We start from the raw sequence: 17037 nt of genomic DNA, 5'->3' as shown, positions 1-17037 counted from the left end.
GAGCGCCGTCGGTCAGAGCGGCGTGCGTTCGCAGCGGATCAGCCGCTGGTACTCGCGCCGCGCGGACGGCGTGGCAAAGCGCTCGAACTGATCGAGCAGCCGTGAAAGCTGACGCAGGCGAAGCACCTTGTCCAGCTGCGTCAGGTCGCGGTCGACGGCCACGCGCTCCAGTTCCAGCGCCGCATGCCGGTCCTGGCGCTCGACCAGCTGCGCATAGTCCGGGCGGGCGGTCACATAAGCCTGCGCAGCACCGAGCTCGGTGGCCAGAAAGCGCACATAGGCGGCGGTGTGCGCATGCGCGGCTTCCGGCCAGCGCTGCACCAGTCCCCGCTTCAGATCGCCCTGAAGCCGGCTGATCTCGCCCTCGAGCTGGCGCGACTGCTCGTCGATCGCCTGCAGGCGCCGGTTCAGCTGCTCATGGCGGGTGCCGAGGGCACGCTGCAGCATCGTGCCGCGCGCTGGCAGCTTCAGCCGCAGCGCCAGCTCCGTGGCCAGCCGGCCGTATTCATTGTCCGGTTCGCTGGTGGTATCGAGATAGCGCAGCCAGGCGGGCTGCCAGCGCTCCAGATAGGTCTCGCTGGTCGAGCGCGGCAGATCGGCGTTGTAGCCTTCGATCACCGCGTGCACATGGGCCTCGTGCAGCGTGACCTGGCCGTCGCGGTCGCGGTCGGGCGAGCGCTCCAGCGGCTGGCCGGAGCGGTGGCGCCCGCTCAGCGCCGCGAAGAAATAGGTGGTGTAGTCGCGGTAGTCGCCGACCTCGATGCTGGCCGAGCAGCCCTCGGAGAGCCGGTCGGCCGATTCGGCCGCGAAGCCGCAGCGGTTGTAGGCGGCCAGCGTGCGCAGGTCGCGCGCGTCCGGCCGGATCAGCCGCATGAAGCCGCCCGAATAGCACTGGGTGAAGACAAAGCGCAGCGGCGCGCTGGGCGGCGCATTCGTGGCCAGCCGCTCGAGCTCGCGCACCGACATGCGCGTGTCGTCCCACAGCCGCAGCGTGTTGCCTGCCCGGTCTGACAGATCGCGCAGGCCGTGGCCGTTGAAGACGAACAGTCCCCGGTCCTGAGGGCCCATCGCGCCGAATTCGCGCGCCAGCGACGGTGTCAGCAGATCGGCCCGCGTGCCGTGCACGATGTCGGGCACCCGGTGCTTGCGGTACTGGTTGCCGTTGAATTCCTGCTGGCCGAAGATCCGCGCCAAGGGCTGCAGATTCTCGCGGCTGTCGGCCGGCCGGCTCCAGATCCGCACATCGCGGACTTCAGGCGAAGCGTCCGCAAAATAGACCTTCAGCGATGCGGCAGGCGCCACCGAGCGGACGATGTCGGCCACCCACAGCACATTGAGTTCGATCTGACCCTGGGATCCATCCGGATCGGGGCCGCCGCCCACCAGCCAGACATGCGAGCGGGCTGCGGCCTGCGGTGCGGCGCTGACACCACCACCCATCAGCGCCAGCGCGGCCAGCAGGGCCGCCCCGAGGCGGGAGGACGCCGACCTGCGCGGCGAGGACATCAGGCGGGACATGTCAGTGCTCTGCAGGAAGCGTGGTCGGCGCATCGTGGCGCTCGGTCAGGACAGGCAGGGGCGCCGGGGCCCGCGTCCGGGCCGGCCGGCTGGAAGGCGCGGGTGCGACCGAATCATCGTCCTGAAAGACGGACACCGGGAGACGGCGCGCCGGTCGGGCGCGGGCACGGCGGGTGCTCAGCGCGTACAGCAGCCCTGCCAGCGCACAGACGCCGCCCAGGACCAGGGACTGCGGCTGCAGCGCCGACAGCCCGGCGAACAGCCCGAGACCGAGCCCTGCGGTGCCGCAGATCAGCATCAGCAGCAGGCCGGAACTCGCTGCGGGCATCGCCCCGAGCAGCAGACCGCCCAGCCAGGGCAGCGTGCCCAGCAGATAGAGTGCGCCGACGATCCACAGCAGATCCAGACCGAGCTGGCGCAGCAGTTCGCGACGTGGCTCCTGAGCCCATTGCTGCGCCAGCACGCCATCGCCCAGCAGAAGGTCGACGGCGGCCAGCCCGCCCAGGGCCAGCACCAGGGTCAGCCAGGGCAGCAGCAGGAAGCCGGTGATGGCGCGGCGGTGTATCCAGCGGGAGATCAAGGCAGTGCAGGAAGGAATCGCGATCGCATCGGGGGCGGATCATCGCATGGATGAATCCGGCTCGCCATTCAGCCGGCCTGAACGGGCTGGCGATGCGCGTGCAGCCGGTGCAGCAGCCAGCCTCGCAGGCTGTCACGGAAGATCAGGTGCTGGCGGACCGGCTCCTGCAGCGGCTTCCACAGATGCGCCCAGGAGGGGCTCGAGACAAAGCTGAGCCGGTCGATGCCCGGGTCGGCACAGGCGGCCTCGATCGCCTCGCGCATGATCAGATGGCCCGGTGCGATGTCTGACTCCTCCTCGAGATAGGCGATCTTGACCAGATTCATCGTGCGCGCCCCCAGCAGCACGAACTGCGCCGCGATCACCCGGTCGTCCAGCCACAGCAGATGGATGCGGCAGCAGCGATGGCGGGCGAACTGCTCGGCCAGCGTTCGGTAGAAGCCGCTCAGACCCTCGCAGGCGGCGATCGCGGTGCCGCGCTCGCCCTTCCAGCCCGAAGACTCGACCTGAAGGAAATGCGACAGCGCCTGAGGCAGCGCCGCCGGATCGCTCACCACCTCGAAGCGCAGTGCCCCCCGCGACATCGCTCGGCGCTGGAGGCGCCGCACATTGCCGTGATGGCTGCGCGACACCCGCGCAAGCGCCTGATCGACCGTGCCGCTGCAGTCCAGCCAGGCGCTGTGGCGCAGCAGCTGCGTGCGCTGATGTGCTCCGGCCTGGGCGCACAGCGCCTGGTCCAGCGCACTGGCACCGGGCACGCCGTCGATGCGCAGCAGATCCCAGGAGGGCAGGTGGCGGGCGCCGGGTCCCTGCAGCCAGGCCTGCATCTGGGGCCAGAGGCGATGGATGTCCTGATCCGGTGCCAGCGCGATGTCGCAGAGCAGCTGATGCGCATGCACCGGGGTGCGCAGCTCCCGGATGGCGGTCATGCGTCCGACGGCTTTCTCCGACAGCGCCAGCGGCAGAACCGCCAGCAGACGACCCTGCCGCTCGGCGCAGACGAAGAACAGCTCGTCCGGATCACTGCAGAGGTGGCGCAGACGCGCCCCGTGCCAGATCGGCTGCCGGAAGACGCAGTCCGCATCCGGGCCCGCGCTCAGCATGGCCTGCCAGCGCGACTGCAGCCTCATCCAGCCGTGCAGGCCATGCTCGACGCGGAAGCTGACCGTGCTGGCCTCGCAGGCGGAATGGATTTCACGGACAGCAATGTGATCGGCAAGCGCATTCATGGTAACGAATGGTAATGGCCGTCGGAGTCTTCCAATCGGAACGCCGACCAGACATGGGGTATCGGTCTGTCGCGATGCGATCTCGTGCGCAAGAATTCGCGTTCCTGACCGTACCTGGATGATGGTGGCCATGACCCGACGCGAAATCCTGAAGATGGGCGATGCCCGACTGCTGAAGCCGGCCCGACCGGTCACCGAGGCCGAGTTCGGCACCTCCGAGCTGCACGCGCTGATCGCCGACATGGTCGAGACCATGCAGGCCGTGCAAGGCGCGGGCCTGGCTGCGCCGCAGATCGGCGTCGACCTGGCGCTGGTGATCTTCGGCTTCGGTGCCAGCCGGCGTTATCCGCAGGCTCCGGTCGTGCCGGCTACCGTGCTGATCAATCCGGTGATCGAGCCGCTGTCGGACGAGGAAGAGGAGGGGTGGGAGGGCTGCCTGTCGGTGCCGGGTCTGCGCGGCGTGGTGCCGCGCTGGTCACGCATCCGCTACACCGGCCGCGACGAGCGTGGCCAGCCGATCGACCGCATCGCCGAGGGCTTTCATGCCCGGGTGGTGCAGCACGAATGCGACCACCTGATCGGCACGCTCTATCCGATGCGGGTGCGCGACTTCAGCCGCTTCGGCTACACCGAGGTGCTGTTTCCCGGCCTGGACGCGGCCGACGACGACTGACCGGCGGGCCGGGAGCGCCGAGGTGGCCTACAGGCCTACAAGGGCCGCAACGTCGTCGAGCGCTGCATCACCGCCTCAAGGATTTCCGCGCTGTCGCCACCATCCGCTTCGACAAGTCAGACCCTAATCGAACGATCACAGCGTGCGAGCGAAGAACGGCCCAAGCTTTCCGATTGTGGCGTCCACATACTCCGGGACCCAGTAGGTCTCGATGTGTGTCGCGCCCTCGATCTTGAACAGCTCCTTGTCCTGCGTGCCGGTGGCCTTGGCGAAAGCCTCCTCGGTCATGTAGAGGCTGTCGGCCTTGCTGCCTGCAATCATCAGCAGGGGCTGCGTGATCAGCTCGATCTGGTCGGTGGCATCCCAGCGCATCAGGTCCAGCAGGCTGCTGGTGGTGTAGCGGAAGGTCGAGCCCGGATGGGCGTGCGTGCGCCAGTAGTAGTGGTAGCCCTGCCGGTACATCTCGAAGGGCAGCGCGGCGATCTGCGCGTCGGTCATGTTCGCATCGCCTGAATACCGGATGGGGCCACCCGCCTTTTCCTGCGCGCGGGCGTCCGACGCGTCCTTCAGGCGCTGCTCGAGGGTCTGGCGTTGCGAGTCGGCAAAGCCGTTGCGGCGCACGCGCCCGGAATTGAACATGCTCAGCGTCGCCACGGCCTTGAAGCGCCGGTCGGTCTTGGCTGCGGCCAACGAGTAACCACCGCCGCCGCAGATGCCCAGCAGGCCCAGGCGCGTGGCATCGACACCGGGGTAGCGGGTGATGAAGTCCGCCGCGCCATGGATGTCCTCGATGCGGAACTGCGGCTTGTCCGTGCTGCGCGGCTCGCCACCGCTGCCGCCCTGGTAGGCGGCGTCCATCGCGATGGTGACGTAGCCCAGTCCGGCCAGGCGCTGCGCATGCAGGCCCGCGGTCTGCTCCTTCACGCCACCGTTGGGGTGCGCCACCACGATGGCGGCGTACGTCCTGCCCGCATCGTAGTTCGGGGGGGTGTAGACGTTGGCGGCGATCTTCAGGCCGTTGAGCTCGTACTGGACCGGGTGGATGTGGACCTGGCCCGGCTCGTTCTTCGCAATCGCGCCCTCGTAGACCAGCGTGAACGGGTTCTGCTTGGGGTCGGCTGCGACAGCGGACGTGGACATCAGGGAACCTCCTGCAACGGCCAGGGAAGCGAGGGACATGAGACCGGCGCAGCTTTCGAGGAACTCGCGGCGCTTCGGGGTTGGATCGGTGTGGTGCATGGCGTGGCCTCGTGTCGTCAGTGCGCCGGCTCGGGGGCCAGCAGCTTCAACAATTCGCGGTCATGGTGATGGCGCACCTGCACGGTGTTGTCGAACACCATCGTCGCCCCGCTGGCGCGGGTGTAGGGCGTCCACGTCGGCAGGCCCGGCCCGTTGGGGTTGCCGGTCTTGGCGAAGCGCACCCAGGCGCCGCTCATGCGTTGCGCCAGCGTGTGGGCCTCGGGGCCGTTGCCGGTCAGCGCCCCGGTGATGGCGATGTTGTTGAACACGAAGGGGATCTCGGCCGTGTGGTAGGCCATGCCCACACCGCCGAGGGCCGGGGTCTCCCAGCTGAAGACATAGGTGTAGACCGGCGCGCCGTGCTGATCGGCCTTGAGGCCCGCGGTCTTCAGGGCCGGCACGCGCAGGAAGGTGTCCACGAACAGCGCATCCGCTGGCTTCTTGTCGGGATAGGCACGCAAGAAGGCCTGGGTGACCGCATCGGCTTGGTCACCAAAGCGTTCCTTCAGCTTGGCGGCCACCTGCTCAGCCGACCAGGTGTTCTTGTTGTCCGCGCGGATCTGGTCCCGGTTCAGCAGGTTGCCGATGGTGGTCCACTCGTTGAGGTTGGTGCCGATCAGCAGCGGAATGGACTGGGACTGCGCCGCGAAGGTCTGGCCCGCGGGCTGCACCGGGATGTAGTCGCCGTCCATGGTGGGCGTCCAGTCCAGGCCGTAGCCCGAACCCAGCACCGCCGGCAGCTTCCGCTCTTCGGCCGTCTGCTTGAGCGCCTTGCGCGTGGCCTCCACCAGCTGCGGGTAAGGCACGGCCTGCAGGCGCGCCACGTCGCCGGGGGCGATGTCGAGCTGCTGCAGCGTGAGTTCGGCCACGCGGCGGCCGGTGGCGGGCGCGGTCAGGTTCATGCCCATCTGCTCGACCGCACCGCTTTGCACGATGGCCTTCTGGAACAGGCCGCGGGCCGCCGGGGTGGCCATCAGCGTGAGCACCTTGGCGCCGCCGCCCGACTCGCCGAAGACCGTGACATTGGCCGGGTCCCCGCCGAACTGGCCGATGTTGCGCCGGACCCATTGCAGCGACGCCACCAGGTCCATCACGCCCAGGTTGGCGGAGTACTTGTAGGCGTCACCATAGGCCGACAGGTCGAGGTGCCCGAGGGCATTGAGCCGGTGGTTGACCGACACCACGACCACGTCGCCGGTCTTGCTGAGGTTCTTGCCTTCGTAGCTGATGGCCTCCATCGACGAGCCTGCGGAAAAGCCCCCGCCGTGCAGCCAGACCATCACCGCACGCTTCTTGGCGGTCTTGCCGGCAGGCGCCCAGACGTTGAGGTTCTGGCAGTCATCGCTCTGCGGCAACTTCGGCGCCTGGCCCGGGAAGGGGTTCTGCCCGGATTGCAGGCAGATCGGGCCGTACTGGGTGGCGGCCAGCGGTGTCGACCAGGCGGCCGGCTCGATCGGCGGCATGAAGCGGGGCGCCGTCGCATAGGGAATGCCGCGGAAGGTCAGCACGCCGTCATCGACGAGGCCCTGCACCGGGCCGCTCGAGGTGCGAACCAAGGGATCCGCAGCCTGGGCGCTGGCAGGCAGCCAGCCGCCGGTCAGCAAGGCGGCAGAGAGGGCCAGTGCGGCCGTGGTCGTCTTCGGGCCGCTGCGGGCGGATGGGGAGGTGTGCGTACGCATGGTCGGTGGCTTGAAAGGGGTGGGCATCAGTCCAGCTTCTTTTCGGCGAGAAAGGCGGACACGAGGTTGGCGATGGCGACGTTGTTCAGGTCGGACATCAGGAAGTGGGTGTTGCCGCGGATGCCGATCTCCGGCAAATGCACCAGCCGGGCGTCGCCGCCGTGGCGGTTGATGGCGGCCACCCACAGCCGCGCCATCTGCAGGCGCACCCGCCAGTTGTCCTGCCCGCGCTCTGCGGTTGGCTCGGTCGGGAAGTTGTCGCCGTAGTAGAGGACGATGGGTATGCGGGTGAGCTTCTCGAAGTCCGCCAGCGGCACCGCCTCGGCCTTCAGCGTGCCGGCCGCGCTTGGCAGCTCGGGCGGCAGTTCTCCCGTGGGGAAGATGAAGCCGCTGCCGGGCTCCAGCGCGACGATGGCCTGGACCTTGTCGCTCTTGATGGCCGTCAGCCACCCCGGGCCGCCGGCCTGCGAGTGCGTGAACAGGATGCCGGGGCCGGTCTTGTCGAACAGCGCCGCCATGGCGTCCGAGATCACGCCCGCATCGAACGGCCCGGTGTTGGGCGTCAACGAGCGGAAGGCCTGGTTCAAGGTCTCGGGCTGGCGGTCGAACTGGACATTGTCGAAATAGGCGGGCCACTTGCCCAGGCGGAACTGGTCGAAGAAGAGCTGGTCGTTGGGTGCCGGCTCGATCGTGCCCGCGACCGTGCTGTTGCCCGCCCGTCCGCGGCGCGGCTGATCGACCAGGTAGACCGGGTAGCCGCGGCGCAGGAACAGGGTCTGGAAGCCTTCGCGGCCGTCAAAGGTGGTCTCCCAGGTGCGGGCCGACTGGAAGGCGCCGTGCAGCATGACGATGGGCAGCGCCCGCGGCTGCGCTGGCACCTGATAGAAGGCGTAGATGTGGTCGCCGTGAAAGGTCTGACCCTGGGCGCTGGGGCGGTTGTTGTCGTAGACGCCGGGCGTGGTCAGCACCGTCCCGCCCACCGCGAAACTGCCTTGTTTCGCGATCTGCAAGGGCCCGTCGGACAGGTGGCCGCACGGAGTCGAGCAGGCGGAGAGCGCACCCAGCGCCAGCATCGCCAGCAAGGTCTTGTGGTTCAGGGTCATGGTCATCCTCCGGTCGCGGCTGCGAGCGCCTGGTTCAGTGCCGCTTCCGCGCGCCCGGCCGCCGCCGGATCCACGCGTTCGGCCAGCACCTGCGTCAACTGCCGCAGCTGCGCCGCGGTCAAGCCCACCCGCAGGCTGGCCCGCAGGTGCGAACGCAACTGGGCCTCGACGCCCGGCGTGGCGGCCAGCGCGCCGACGGTCGCCAGCTCACGACTGGCCCAGTCGAGGTTGTCGCGCTCGAAGATGGCGCCGAACAGGTGCGCCTGCAGGTACTGGTTGATGAGCGGCGCAAAGTCCGTCACCGCGTTCTTGACGGCTCCCCCGGCGATGCGCGCCTGGTTGAGCGCGCCCACAGCCAACAGCTCCTCACCTACCGGGATGGGACGCACGGGTTCGCGGCCAGCGGCATCGTGGATGCCGCGCTGCTGGCGGCCTTGCGTGACCTTCAGCAGCTCACCCAGCGCATTGAGGCTCTTCGGAAAGCCGACATACGCGTAGAGCTGCACCAGGATCTCCTTGGCTTCGCCGATGCTCAGTCCAGCATCCAGCCCCTGGTTGAGCGCGGCGTTCAGCCGGGGCATGTCGCTCATGGCCGCGAACGCAGCGACAGCCGCGATGGCCTGCTGCTTGGCGGTCAGCGCATCGATGGCGCCAGGCGCCGCCACCTGGGCGGGCACCGCATCGGCGACCGGTTCCAGCCAGTCGACGGTCTTGCCGTCGAGTTGTTCTGCGATCGCCAGGTGGCTCATGGCACTCGCGTGCGAGGCACCGTGCCAGTGCTTCACGCCAGCCGGAATCCAGACGACATCGCCCGGACGCATCTCCTGGACGGAACCGCCCCATCGCTGCACGAGCCCAAGGCCACGGGTGACGAACAGCGTCTGCCCAAGCGGGTGGGTGTGCCAGACCGTGCGGGCACCAGGCTCGAAACTGACCAGGCCGCCACTGACGCGAGCGGGGAACTCGCTGGCAAACCGCAGCTCGACCTGCACGACACCTGAGAAGTGGTTCGCCGCGCCACGCACCGCCTCTTGCGAGCCATGGTGTGTGATCCGAAGACTCGACTCAGCGCTCTGTGCCAGGGAAGGCCCCGCGAGAGACAGCGTCAGAGATGCCATGGCGATGCGTAGCCCGTTTGCGCCGCTCATGGCCACAGTGCCTCATGACCGGACGCATCGGATGCATGGGTCGGTGCTGCGCTTCCCACGCCATGACTCACTTTGCACATGGACTGCAGGCCTGCTTGTTCCAGGGTGATTGATGCCATGGCAAGCAGTCTAGAAAGCTAATTGGCATCCAGAAAGTCTCAAATGACTTGATGGATTGGCAACCCCATACGGATAATTGTTCTCTCAGTGGGTGTAGAAGGATCTGTGTCTGAGCGAACCAGACCCCTGCCGGTGCCTGTGTCGTGTTCGTGTCCAGGAACACATGAGCCGGGGTGACGCACCCTGCGCGAGGCACATCCCACCGCAGGCCTCGTCCATCGTCGTCGCGTCACGCGCTGGCCCTACACTTCGCCCTTCGCTTTTTCCTGTTCCACCGCCCCCTGGTCTTCGGAGACCCTTCCGCCATGCAGCGCTTCCATTTCCCGATCGTCATCATCGACGAGGACTTCCGCTCGGAGAACACCTCCGGCCTCGGCATCCGCGCGCTGGCGCAGGCGATCGAGAAAGAGGGTTTCGAGGTGCTGGGCGTGACCAGCTACGGCGACCTGAGCCAGTTCGCGCAGCAGCAGAGCCGCGCCTCGGCCTTCATCCTGTCGATCGACGACGAGGAGTTCACGCCCGGCCCCGAGCTGGATCCGGCGGTGCTGAACCTGCGGAAATTCATCGAGGAGATCCGCTTCCGCAACCCGGACATCCCGATCTACATCTACGGCGAGACGCGCACCAGCCAGCACATCCCGAACGACATCCTGCGCGAGCTGCACGGCTTCATCCACATGTTCGAGGACACGCCGGAGTTCGTGGCGCGTCACATCATCCGCGAGGCGCGCACCTATCTCGACGGCCTGGCGCCGCCGTTCTTCAAGCAGCTGATGGAGTACGCGCGCGACGGCTCCTACAGCTGGCACTGCCCGGGCCACTCCGGCGGCGTGGCCTTCCTGAAGAGCCCGGTGGGCCAGATGTTCCACCAGTTCTTCGGCGAGAACATGCTGCGCGCCGACGTCTGCAATGCGGTCGAGGAACTCGGCCAGCTGCTCGACCACACCGGCCCGGTGGCGCAGAGCGAGCGCAACGCCGCGCGCATCTTCAACGCCGACCACTGCTTCTTCGTCACCAACGGCACCTCGACCTCCAACAAGATGGTCTGGCACCACACGGTGGCGCCGGGCGACGTGGTGGTGGTGGACCGCAACTGCCACAAGTCGATCCTGCACTCGATCATCATGACCGGCGCGATTCCGGTGTTCATGACGCCGACGCGCAACCACTTCGGCATCATCGGCCCGATCCCGCAGACCGAGTTCACCCGCGAGGCCATCGAGGCCAAGATCGCGAAGAACCCGCTGCTGGCCGGCGTCGACACCACCGGCATCAAGCCGCGCATCATGACGCTGACGCAGAGCACCTATGACGGCGTGCTCTACAACACCGAGACCATCAAGCAGATGATGGACGGCTGGATCGACACGCTGCACTTCGACGAGGCCTGGCTGCCGCACGCCGCCTTCCACAAGTTCTACGGCAGCTACCACGCGATGGGCAAGAACCGCCCGCGTCCGAAGCAGGCGATGGTCTACGCGACCCAGTCGACCCACAAGCTGCTGGCCGGCATCAGCCAGGCCTCGCAGGTGCTGGTGCAGGACGCGCAGGAGCAGAAGCTCGACCGCCACCTCTTCAACGAGGCCTACCTGATGCACACCTCCACCAGCCCGCAGTACGCGATCATCGCCTCGTGCGATGTCGCCGCGGCGATGATGGAGCCCCCGGGCGGCACCGCGCTGGTCGAGGAAAGCATCAAGGAGGCGCTGGACTTCCGCCGCGCCATGCGCAAGGTCGAGGACGAGTTCGGCCACGACTGGTGGTTCAAGGTCTGGGGCCCGCCGGCGCTGGCCGCCGACGGCATCGGCCGCGCCGAAGGCTGGGTGCTGCAGGCCAACGAGAGCTGGCACGGCTTCGGCGACCTGGCGCCGGGCTTCAACATGCTCGACCCGATCAAGTCGACGCTGATCACGCCCGGACTGGACGTGTCGGGCGACTTCGCCGAGACCGGCATCCCGGCCTCGATCGTCTCGAAGTACCTGGCCGAGCACGGCGTGGTGGTCGAGAAGACGGGCCTGTACTCGTTCTTCATCATGTTCACCATCGGCATCACCAAGGGCCGCTGGAACACGCTGCTGACCGCGCTGCAGCAGTTCAAGGACGACTACGACCGCAACCAGCCGATCTGGCGCGTGCTGCCCGAGTTCGCCGCCAAGTTCCCGATGTACGAGCGCCTGGGCCTGAAGGACCTGTGCCAGCTCATCCACAAGGCCTACGCCGAGGGCGACATCGCCCGCCTGACGACCGAGGTCTATCTGTCGGATGTCGAGCCGGCGATGAAGCCCAGCGACGCCTACGCGCACATCGCGCACCGCCGCACCGAGCGCGTCGAGATCGACCAGCTCGAGGGCCGCATCACCACCTCGCTGCTGACGCCGTACCCGCCGGGCATCCCGCTGCTGATCCCGGGCGAGCGCTTCAACAAGCGCATCGTCGACTACCTGCGCTTCACCCGCGACTTCAACGAGCGCTTCCCCGGCTTCCACACCGACGTGCACGGCCTGGTCGAGGAGGACATCGGCGGCGGGCGCAAGCGCTACTTCATCGACTGCGTGAAGGCCTGAGCCACCTGGGGGCCGCGCAGACGATGGAGGGCGTGCCGGAGCGCTTCGACTCGCCGCGCGACCGCGCCGAGTTCCTGCGCCCGGCGCACCGCGCCGGCGTCGAGCTCTACCGCGCCCGCATCGTCGATTGCGCCTTCGAGCCGCATGGCCACGACGCCTACGGCTTCGGCGTGATCGACCAGGGCGTCGAGCGCTTCCGGCTGCGCGGCGCCGAGCACCTCGCGCCGGTGGACACGCTGGTGGCGATGCAGCCCGAGGACCTGCACACCGGCCGCGCCGAGACGCCGCAGGGCTGGTCCTACCGGATGCTCTATCTGGACGAGGACCTGCTGCGCGGGCTGGGCGGCGGCTCGGCCTGGTGTTTCGACGATGCGCTGATCCGCGATCCGCGCACCGTCGCGCCGGTCAGCGCGCTGATGCACCAGATCTGGCGCGCGGCCGCGCAGGGCGCCGAGCCGCTGGCCTTCGATAGCCTGCTCGTCGAGCTGGTCGAGGCCCTGCGCCCGCATGCCCGCGACGCGGCCGCGCCGCGCGAGGCCCGCGCCACCACGCGCTTCCGGCCGGTGATCGAGCTGATGCGCGCGCGCCTGGACGAGCCGCTGACGCTCGACGAGCTGGCCGCTGCCGCGGGCCTGAGCCCCTTCCATTTCCTGCGCAGCTTTCGCCGCGAGCACCACGCCACGCCGCAGCAGATGCTGATGGCGTTGCGCCTGCTCGAGGCCAAGCGGCGCATTGCCGCCGGCGAGCCGCTGGCGCAGGTGGCCGCCGCCACCGGCCTGGCCGATCAGGCGCATCTGACCCGCGCCTTCGCGCGCCGCTACGGCGTGACACCGGCGCGCTACCGCCAGCAATTGCAGCTGTAGCTGCAGCAATCCGGTACAAGACCCCGCCGGCACGCCTGACCGACACTGCCCGGCATGTCGATCGGAATTCTCTGTGCCCTGGTGGCTGGCCTGATGTGGGGCCTGGTCTTTGTCACGCCGCTGCTGCTGCCGGACTATCCGGCCGCGCTGCTGTCCTGCGGTCGCTATCTGGCCTTCGGGCTGATCGCGCTGCCGATCGCCTGGTTCGACCGCGCGCGCCTGCGCGAGCTCGAGCGCGGCGACTGGATCGAGGCGCTGAAGCTCTCGGCCATCGGCAATCTGCTCTATTACCTCTGCCTGGCCGCGGCGATCCAGCGCGCCGGCGGCGCGCTGCCGACGATGATCATCGGCACGCTGCCGGTGGTGATCGCCATCTGCTCGAACCTGCGCGATCCGCGCGAGCGCCTGCCGTGGCGCGAGCTGCTGCCGCCGCTGGTGCTGATCGCCATCGGCATCGCCTGCGTCAACCAGGTCGAGCTGACGCGCCTGCGTGCCGAGGGCAGCCTGGACGCCGGCCGCTACCTGACCGGCGCGCTGCTGTCGGTCGCCGCGGTCGCCTGCTGGACCTGGTACCCGATTCGCAACGCCGACTGGATGCGCGCCCACCCGGACCGCCATCCGCGCAGCTGGGCCACCGCGCAGGGGCTGATGACGCTGCCGCTGGCGGTGCTGGGCTATGGCGCGCTGGGGCTGGTCTCGCTGACGCCCGCGGGCGCCGCCGGGCTGGGCGTGGCCATGCCCTTCGGGCCGGAGCCGCTGCGCTTCGTGCTGCTGATGCTGGCCGTGGGCCTGCTGGCGTCCTGGGTCGGCACGCTGTGCTGGAACGCCGCCAGCCAGCGCCTGCCCACCGCGTTGCTCGGGCAGCTGATCGTGTTCGAGACGCTGGCCGCGCTCGGCTACGCGATGGTGCTGCGCGGGCGCTGGCCGGATGCGGCCACGCTGGCGGGCATCGTGCTGCTGGTGGCCGGCGTGCTGCTGGCTCTGCGGGTGCGTCCGCGACGCTGACGGACGTCGCCGGACGGGCTGTCGGACAGCTTCCGACATGCGCTCGGGCAGGGCGCCGATGGTGCGCAGCTCGGCCCGGTTCTAGAGTGGCCTCATGGATTTCAGGAGTGCCACGATGAACGCCCAGCAGTACACGACGTTTCCCGCCGATCCGTTCGCCCTGATGATGAATCCGCAGGACATTCTCGCCGCCGTCGAGCGCTCGGAGCGCCTGGGCCGACTGCAGCGCCGGGTCTGCCGGCCGCTCGACCGACCGCTGATTCCGCATGCGCTGACCGAGATCGAGCTGTTCGACCGCAGCATCGACGCCGGCATGGTTCCCGACGAGGAGCTGCCCGAGGACGAGCACTGAGATCAGGCCCTCAGGTCGCCACCCGGCGATCGCCGGTATCGACCGGCAGCTGCACTCGCGTCGGGCGCCGGTAGAGCCAGGCGGCGCCGTGACGCAGCGCCAGCCGGTTCAGCGCCAGCGCGACGACGATCGCACCGGCCGGCAGAAGCAGCGCCCGCCAGGCCAGCGGCAGGCCCAGATCGGCCAGCAGCGGCGCCAAGGCCTGCATCGGCAGCCAGAAGCCGAGATAGATGGCCAGCGAGCCGTGCCCGGCACGCTGCAGCCAGAGGCCGGGTGTCCGGCCTGACAGCAGGGCCGACGCCATCACCACCGCCGTGATGCCGACCATGCCCAGCATGAACTGAACCAGCGGCCAGGGGGCGGGCTTGTACAGCATCAGCACCAGATGGGCGGGCAGCCACAGCGCCAGCATCCGCAGCGCCCAGCGCGGCTTGTCCTGGCTGCGCGCGGCCAGCGCCATGAAGAAGGGCGCCAGCACATGGCCGGCATGGAAGAACACGAAGTACATGCCGAACCAGTCGAGCACCGGAATGCCGGTGTGCAGCGGGAACAGGTGCATCAGCGTGGCCGCCAGGCCCACGATCCAGGGCGAGACCGCCTGCAGCAGGCGCGAGGCCAGCGCGTAGATCGGCAGCATCAGCAGGAACCACAGCATCGCCGGCGGCTTCCACAGCGCCAGCAGCAGCTGTGCGAGCGCATCCGTCATGCCCTGCGGACGGTGCTGGCCCAGCAGCCATTGCCCGATCACCAGGATCGGCGCCCACAGCAGCAGGAAATACAGATGGTGCAGCACCCGGCGATCGAGAAAGTGACGCCATCGCCGGTTGATCACCTGCGCCATGAACAGGCCTGACAGCAGGAAGAAGTCCGGCATCCGGAAGGGTTGCATCGCGGCGCTCAGATAGCCGAGCCAGCTGGCGGCGCCATCGCTGGCATGCAGGCTGCGCGTGGCCCAGTAGCCGACGACCGCCAGGATGCACAGCCCGCGAGCGATGTCGACCCAGTCCTGTCGGGGTGAGCCGGTCTGATCTCCCAGGACGGCTTGACGGGGGATGCGTGATGTTCCTGGCATGGCAACGATGTGTTTTCAGGTTCTTGCGCGAAAAATTCACGCAGCAGAACGCTACCAGATGCAACTTAAGTCACAAATCATCTGTTCGTGGGTCTCGCCAGTGGATCGGTGAAATTTCGAGGCATGCCGCTTGCTTGAATTGCTCTGCCGCAAATCGGAACAGCCGGGTCTTCCTCAGGATGGGTTCCGTCACGGTTACATGGCAAGATGAAACGCATGACCCAGAACACGAAAAATCCGACCTGGTGGCGCGGCGCGGTGATCTACCAGATCTATCCGCGCAGCTTCCAGGACAGCAACGGCGACGGCATCGGCGACCTGCCGGGCATCACTGCACGGCTCGACCATGTCGCTGCGCTGGGCGTCGACGCGATCTGGATCTCGCCCTTCTTCCGCAGTCCGATGAAGGACTTCGGCTATGACGTCGCCGACTACCGCGATGTCGATCCGATCTTCGGCACGCTGGCCGACTTCGACTTGCTGCTGGCGCGCGCGCACCAGCTGGGCCTGCGGGTGATGATCGACCAGGTGCTCTCGCACACCTCCGACCAGCACGCCTGGTTCCAGGAAAGCCGCCTGAGCCGCGACAACCCGAAGAGCGACTGGTATGTCTGGGCCGATGCGAAGCCTGACGGCACGCCGCCGAACAACTGGCTCAGCGTCTTCGGCGGCAGCGCCTGGCAGTGGGATTCGCGCCGGCGCCAGTACTACCTGCACAGCTTCCTGAGCAGCCAGCCGGACCTCAACTTCCACAACCCGGCGGTGCAGGACGCGCTGCTCGGCGAGGTGCGCTTCTGGTGCGAGAAGGGCGTCGACGGCTTCCGCTTCGATGCCTGCAACCACCAGTTCCACGACGCGCTGCTGCGCGACAACCCGCCGGCGCAAGGCGGCGAGGTCTCGACGGTGCGCGCCGACAACCCCTACGCGATGCAGCAGCACCTGCACGACAAGAGCCGGCCGGAGAACCTGGCCTTCCTCGAGCGGCTGCGCGGCGTGCTCGATGCCTTCGGCGCGGCCAGCATCGGCGAGGTCGGCGACGAGAACGCGCCGCCGCTGATGGCCGACTACACCGAGGCCGGCCGCCGCCTGCACATGGCCTACAGCTTCAGCCTGCTGACCGCCCACTGCGCGCCTGCGCATCTGCGCGCCGAGGTCGAGAAGCTCGAGCGCGAGATCGCGCGCACCGGCGGCTGGGGCTGCTGGGCCTTCTCCAACCATGACGTGCCGCGGGTGGCCAGCCGCTGGTCGAGCGACGGCCAGCCTGATGACCGCCGCTCCCGGCTGCAGCTGGCGATGCTGCTGACGCTGCGCGGCAGCGTCTGCCTCTACCAGGGCGAGGAGCTCGGCCTGCCCGAGGCCGATGTGCCCTTCGAGCGGCTGCAGGATCCCTACGGCCTGGCCTTCTGGCCAGAGTTCAAGGGCCGCGACGGCTGCCGCACGCCGATGCCCTGGCAGGCCGATGTGGTACAGGCTGGTTTCTCGACCGTCGAGCCCTGGCTGCCGGTCAGCGCGGCGCAGCAGGCGAGGGCGGTCGACCGCCAGCAGGCCGCGCCGGACTCGGTGCTGAAGACCGCGCAGGCGCTGCTGGCTTGGCGTCGCGCCACGCCGCTGCTGCGCGAGGGCTCGATCCGCTTCATCGATGCGCCCGACGCCGTGCTGATGTTCGAGCGCCGGATTGATCGCATCGATGCACCGCAAGAGTGCATGCTGCTGGCCTTCAACACCACGGACCAGCCGGTCGAGCTGCCTCTGCCGGTCGCCTGGCAGGGTGTCGCGCTGCAGACCGGCACCCCGCTGGGCGTCTCGGCCCGGCTGTCCGCCGATGGCCTGCGCCTGCAGATCGATCCGCTTGGCGCGGCGATTGCATAACTCCCGTTCACCGCTTTCTTCTC

General features: G+C 68.4%; 14 protein-coding genes. 6 read left to right on the top strand and 8 right to left on the bottom strand.

Annotation, left to right across the window (positions count from 1 at the left end; translation table 11 throughout):
* Positions 1 to 12: 12 nt before the first annotated feature.
* The 3 genes from BW996_RS15235 to BW996_RS15225 form a co-directional block, all read right to left on the bottom strand.
* Positions 13 to 1518, bottom strand: coding sequence for a hypothetical protein (locus BW996_RS15235; protein WP_037478060.1), 1506 nt, complete (start codon positions 1516 to 1518; stop codon positions 13 to 15).
* 1 nt (position 1519) lies between these two features.
* Positions 1520 to 2098, bottom strand: coding sequence for a hypothetical protein (locus BW996_RS15230; RefSeq protein ID WP_037478062.1), 579 nt, complete (start codon positions 2096 to 2098; stop codon positions 1520 to 1522).
* 68 nt (positions 2099 to 2166) lie between these two features.
* Positions 2167 to 3327: a GNAT family N-acetyltransferase gene (locus tag BW996_RS15225; RefSeq protein WP_037478064.1), complete on the bottom strand. Its 1161-nt coding sequence runs from the start codon at positions 3325 to 3327 to the stop codon at positions 2167 to 2169.
* Positions 3328 to 3457: 130 nt separating this feature from the next.
* Here BW996_RS15225 and def point away from each other — a divergent pair, with 130 nt between their 5' ends.
* Positions 3458 to 4000, top strand: a complete 543-nt coding sequence (gene def / locus BW996_RS15220) for a peptide deformylase (RefSeq protein WP_037478104.1) — start codon at positions 3458 to 3460, stop codon at positions 3998 to 4000.
* A gap of 135 nt (positions 4001 to 4135) precedes the next feature.
* Here the strand turns inward: def and BW996_RS15215 are convergent, their stop codons facing one another.
* From BW996_RS15215 to BW996_RS15200, 4 genes are all read right to left on the bottom strand, one after another.
* Complete coding sequence (locus BW996_RS15215; RefSeq protein WP_241461817.1) at positions 4136 to 5140, bottom strand: alpha/beta hydrolase; 1005 nt, start codon at positions 5138 to 5140, stop codon at positions 4136 to 4138.
* A gap of 116 nt (positions 5141 to 5256) precedes the next feature.
* On the bottom strand, positions 5257 to 6918 hold the full coding sequence (locus BW996_RS15210; RefSeq protein WP_051631516.1) for a carboxylesterase/lipase family protein: 1662 nt from the start codon (positions 6916 to 6918) through the stop codon (positions 5257 to 5259).
* 26 nt (positions 6919 to 6944) lie between these two features.
* Complete coding sequence (locus BW996_RS15205; RefSeq protein WP_206539484.1) at positions 6945 to 8021, bottom strand: alpha/beta hydrolase; 1077 nt, start codon at positions 8019 to 8021, stop codon at positions 6945 to 6947.
* A 2-nt stretch (positions 8022 to 8023) separates the two neighbouring features.
* Positions 8024 to 9169, bottom strand: a complete 1146-nt coding sequence (locus tag BW996_RS15200) for a (R)-mandelonitrile lyase (RefSeq protein ID WP_081837931.1) — start codon at positions 9167 to 9169, stop codon at positions 8024 to 8026.
* A 425-nt stretch (positions 9170 to 9594) separates the two neighbouring features.
* On the opposite strand from BW996_RS15200, the gene BW996_RS15195 reads away from it, so the two are divergent.
* The 4 genes from BW996_RS15195 (at position 9595) to BW996_RS15180 (ending at position 14073) form a co-directional block, all read left to right on the top strand.
* Positions 9595 to 11853 carry an arginine/lysine/ornithine decarboxylase gene (locus BW996_RS15195; RefSeq protein ID WP_037478070.1) on the top strand — a complete coding sequence of 753 codons (2259 nt, stop codon included), beginning with the start codon at positions 9595 to 9597 and terminating at the stop codon, positions 11851 to 11853.
* A 23-nt stretch (positions 11854 to 11876) separates the two neighbouring features.
* Positions 11877 to 12716, top strand: coding sequence for an AraC family transcriptional regulator (locus BW996_RS15190; protein ID WP_037478072.1), 840 nt, complete (start codon positions 11877 to 11879; stop codon positions 12714 to 12716).
* Positions 12717 to 12770: 54 nt separating this feature from the next.
* Positions 12771 to 13721 (top strand): DMT family transporter, encoded by a 951-nt coding sequence (locus BW996_RS15185; protein WP_037478073.1) that lies wholly within the window; start codon positions 12771 to 12773, stop codon positions 13719 to 13721.
* Between the two features lie 115 nt (positions 13722 to 13836).
* On the top strand, positions 13837 to 14073 hold the full coding sequence (locus BW996_RS15180) for a hypothetical protein (protein WP_037478076.1): 237 nt from the start codon (positions 13837 to 13839) through the stop codon (positions 14071 to 14073).
* Positions 14074 to 14083: 10 nt separating this feature from the next.
* Here the strand turns inward: BW996_RS15180 and BW996_RS15175 are convergent, their stop codons facing one another.
* Complete coding sequence (locus BW996_RS15175) at positions 14084 to 15145, bottom strand: acyltransferase family protein (protein WP_037478078.1); 1062 nt, start codon at positions 15143 to 15145, stop codon at positions 14084 to 14086.
* A 216-nt stretch (positions 15146 to 15361) separates the two neighbouring features.
* Between BW996_RS15175 and BW996_RS15170 the strand changes: the two genes are divergently transcribed.
* On the top strand, positions 15362 to 17014 hold the full coding sequence (locus BW996_RS15170) for an alpha-glucosidase (protein WP_037478080.1): 1653 nt from the start codon (positions 15362 to 15364) through the stop codon (positions 17012 to 17014).
* Positions 17015 to 17037 lie beyond the last annotated feature (23 nt).

The organism is Sphaerotilus natans, assembly GCF_900156335.1.
Taxonomy (GTDB): Bacteria; Pseudomonadota; Gammaproteobacteria; order Burkholderiales; family Burkholderiaceae_C; genus Sphaerotilus; species Sphaerotilus natans.
This window is presented reverse-complemented; position numbering and strand designations above follow the sequence as displayed.

Bases quoted from the DNA above. Each gene is read 5' to 3' on its own strand.
- BW996_RS15235 (WP_037478060.1), bottom strand. From the start codon at position 1,518: ATGTCCCGCCTGATGTCCTCGCCGCGCAGGTCGGCGTCCTCCCGCCTC.
- BW996_RS15225 (WP_037478064.1), bottom strand. From the start codon at position 3,327: ATGAATGCGCTTGCCGATCACATTGCTGTCCGTGAAATCCATTCCGCC.
- def (WP_037478104.1), top strand. From the start codon at position 3,458: ATGACCCGACGCGAAATCCTGAAGATGGGCGATGCCCGACTGCTGAAG.
- BW996_RS15215 (WP_241461817.1), bottom strand. From the start codon at position 5,140: ATGTCCACGTCCGCTGTCGCAGCCGACCCCAAGCAGAACCCGTTCACG.
- BW996_RS15210 (WP_051631516.1), bottom strand. From the start codon at position 6,918: ATGCGTACGCACACCTCCCCATCCGCCCGCAGCGGCCCGAAGACGACC.
- BW996_RS15205 (WP_206539484.1), bottom strand. From the start codon at position 8,021: ATGACCCTGAACCACAAGACCTTGCTGGCGATGCTGGCGCTGGGTGCG.
- BW996_RS15200 (WP_081837931.1), bottom strand. From the start codon at position 9,169: ATGAGCGGCGCAAACGGGCTACGCATCGCCATGGCATCTCTGACGCTG.
- BW996_RS15195 (WP_037478070.1), top strand. From the start codon at position 9,595: ATGCAGCGCTTCCATTTCCCGATCGTCATCATCGACGAGGACTTCCGC.
- BW996_RS15190 (WP_037478072.1), top strand. From the start codon at position 11,877: ATGGAGGGCGTGCCGGAGCGCTTCGACTCGCCGCGCGACCGCGCCGAG.
- BW996_RS15185 (WP_037478073.1), top strand. From the start codon at position 12,771: ATGTCGATCGGAATTCTCTGTGCCCTGGTGGCTGGCCTGATGTGGGGC.
- BW996_RS15180 (WP_037478076.1), top strand. From the start codon at position 13,837: ATGAACGCCCAGCAGTACACGACGTTTCCCGCCGATCCGTTCGCCCTG.
- BW996_RS15175 (WP_037478078.1), bottom strand. From the start codon at position 15,145: ATGCCAGGAACATCACGCATCCCCCGTCAAGCCGTCCTGGGAGATCAG.
- BW996_RS15170 (WP_037478080.1), top strand. From the start codon at position 15,362: ATGACCCAGAACACGAAAAATCCGACCTGGTGGCGCGGCGCGGTGATC.